The organism is Streptomyces sp. KLMMK, from assembly GCF_036961605.1.
In the GTDB taxonomy this organism is placed as follows: Bacteria; Actinomycetota; Actinomycetes; order Streptomycetales; family Streptomycetaceae; genus Streptomyces; species Streptomyces telluris.
This window is the reverse complement of record NZ_JBAMDC010000575.1, coordinates 1-3,048: the sequence shown is the minus strand read 5'-3', so window position 1 is coordinate 3,048 and position 3,048 is coordinate 1. Positions and strand designations below refer to the sequence as shown.

The window sequence follows — 3,048 nt, the reverse complement described above, 5'->3', positions numbered from 1 at the left end:
AGCCGGCCAGCACCTGCTGCAGCTTGGCCTTCTCCTTCCGGGTCACGGACAGCCCGTAGTAGTCCTTCACCCCGATCCACGCCTGGCTGTAGAGGCACTCGGCGCCGGCGGCCGGCATCCACTTCTCCGGCCCCTTGTCGCCCTTGCGCCGGTTGGCCCAGGTGGACACCGCGATCAGCTGCGGCGAGGCGGCCAGGTCGTTGGCGAACTCCTGCCGCTTCTTGGCCGTCCAGGCGCGCGCGCCGGACCCCCACGCGTGCCGCAGCGGCACGACGTGGTCGATGTCGACGTGCGCCGGGTCGGCCATGTCCCGGTTGTCGTACTCGCTGTGCCACCGCCCGCCGACGACCTTGCACCTGCCGTCGAGCGTCGCCGGGACGACGGACTGGAACTTGAGGGCGATCTGCCGGGTGGTGCACCGGTCGACGCCGTGCGGGACCCAGCAGGCGGAGCCGAAGTGCTTGCGGTGGTAGCCCTTGCTGCTGAAGGGCTTGACCTCCAGCTCGCCCAGCATGCGCACGGCCTCCTTGCGGTCCGGCAGGTTCCGGGGCCACTTCAGGGGCAGGGCGGCGCTGCGGCCGCGCGGGGGCGTGGTCGGCGGGTTCCCGGTCTTGGGGGGCCGCGTGTAGATGTCCCCCTCGTCCGCGGCCGGCCCCTCGCAGTCGTTCTCGTCGAAGTCCATCGGGGCCCGGTGCTGGTGCCGCCCGGTCTGCTGCCCGGCCTGCGGCGTGACGGGTTCCGGCGGGGGTGTGGCCCGGGCGGCGGTCCCGGGCAGGGCCGCCGGGACGACGGCGGCGGCGATGGCGAAGGCGATTCCCAGGCGTCTGTACCGGCGCATGACGCATCTCCTCAGGCTGTGCAGTGCAGTTGCTGTGCTGCGGATGCCGATGTGGCCCATCATGAGGAATTGACCAAGAGGGGGTCAAATGTGCGTATATTCTGATTAATTCACCCGTCCGGGGAGGGAAACGCTCGCCTCCAGGACCGCCCGGGCGCAGGCCGCCACCCTCCCCCAGGCCTACACGGTGATCCGCTCCAGCCCCTCCTCCTCCGCGGCCTCCGCCTCCTCCAGCAGCCGCTCCGCCACCGCGTCGAGGGCCCGGTCGAGGCGGGCGCGGTCCTCGGGGCCGGCGACGTCCCAGTCGTCCAGGCGCGCGGCCAGCCACGCGCGCCACGTCGTGCCCAGCCGTTCGATCTCCGCCTCGCCCGCGGGCGTCAGCGACAGCCGGTCGCCCTCCACGCGCGCGTACCCGGCCTCCGCCGTGCGGGCGAAGGCCGGCTTCAGCACCTCCGGCGGCATCCGGTGCGCGGCCGCCACCGACGACAGCGCCGCCTCGCCGCGCACGCGCAGGCGCCAGTGGATCTGGCCCAGCGTCCACGCCTCGGCCGGGCCGAGCGGGCTGCCCGACTCCGCCAGGACCTGGCGGCTCACCGGCCCCTTCGCCTTGCGCATGACGCTCGCCACCGCCCGCTCCAACTGACGCTCCGCCTCCGCGGAGTCCGGGGCCGCGAAGCCCTCGCCCATGTCGGACGCACCGGCCCGCGCGCTGTCGCGCAGCGGCACCTCCTTGAGGAACCACGCGGCGACGAAACCCGCCAGCGCCACCGGCACCACCCACAGGAAGACGTAGTTCACGGTCTCCGCGTACGCGTCGACGACCGGCCGCGCCAGGTCCGCCGGCAGCGCGGCCAGCCCCTGCGGGCTGATCACGGCGGACGGCGGCACGCCGGGCGAGCGGGCCAGCGCCTCCACCAGATTGGGCTTGAGCTGGTTGCTGTAGAGCGTGCCGAAGATGGCCGTGCCGAAGGAGCTGCCGAGCGTGCGGAAGAACGTGACGCCCGAGGTGGCCGTCCCCAGCTCGTGGTACGGGACGGTGTTCTGCACGGCGATCGTCAGCACCTGCATCGCCAGCCCGATGCCCACGCCCAGCACGAACATGTACAGCGACTCCAGCCACGCCCCAGTCGACGCCCCCATCGTCGACATCAGGTACAGCCCCAGCGCCATCACCGCCATGCCCGAGACGGGGAACATCCGGTAGCGGCCGGTGCGGCTGACGACGATGCCCGAGAGCATGGACGCGCCCAGCAGCCCGGCGACCATCGGCAGGGCCCGCACGCCCGACATGGTGGCCGACACCCCGTCCACGTACTGCAGGTACGTCGGCAGGTACGTCAGCGCGCCCAGCATCGCGAAGCCGACGATGAAGCTGAGGAGGGAGCAGACGGTGAAGACGGGATTGCGGAACAGGTGCATGGGGAGCATCGGTTCCTTCGCCCGCAGCTCCACCAGGACGAAGCCCGTCAGGAGGGCGATCGCACCCGTGAACAGGCCGATGATGACCGCCGAGCTCCACGCGTACGTGTTGCCGCCCCACTCCAGGCCGAGGACCAGCGCGGAGGCGCCGGCGGCCACCAGGGCGATGCCCAGGTAGTCGATGACGGGCCGCACCGCCGAGCGGACCACCGGGATCGTGCGGGCCGCCATGACGACCATCACGATCGCGACGGGCACGTTGACGTAGAAGCACCAGCGCCAGGTCGCGTGGTCGGTGAACACCCCGCCCAGGGTCGGGCCGACGACCGTCGTCACGCCGAAGACCGCGCCCAGCGCGCCCTGGTACTTGCCGCGCTCGCGCAGCGGGATGACGTCCGCGATCAGCGCCATGGCGGTGACCATCAGACCGCCGCCGCCGACGCCCTGCAGGGCGCGCGCGGCGATCAGCATCATCATGGAGTCGGCGACGCCCGCGAAGACCGAACCGGCGGTGAAGACGACGGCACTGAGCTGGAAGACGACCTTCCGGCCGAAGAGGTCGCCGAACTTGCCGACCAGGACGGTCGAGACGGTCTCGGCGAGCAGGTACGCCGTGACCACCCACGCCATGTGCCCGCCGCCGCCCAGGTCCGCGACGATCGTCGGCAGCGCCGTGGAGACGATCGTCTGGTCGAGGGCCGCGAGCAGCATGCCCAGCACGATCGTGACGAAGACCAGGTTCGTGCGGCGGCGGCTGAGCGGCGGCGGGGCCGCGGGGACGTCCGCCGGGG

The 3,048-nt window shown here is 72.3% G+C and carries 2 protein-coding genes; both read right to left on the bottom strand.

Features of this window, described 5'->3' with window-relative positions:
• On the bottom strand, window positions 1-838 hold an 838-nt coding region (locus V7793_RS35710; RefSeq protein WP_336013837.1), incomplete at its 3' end, for an HNH endonuclease family protein.
• Between the two features lie 180 nt (window positions 839-1,018).
• A partial coding sequence (locus tag V7793_RS35705; RefSeq protein ID WP_336013836.1) for an MDR family MFS transporter occupies window positions 1,019-3,048 on the bottom strand: 2,030 nt, incomplete at its 5' end.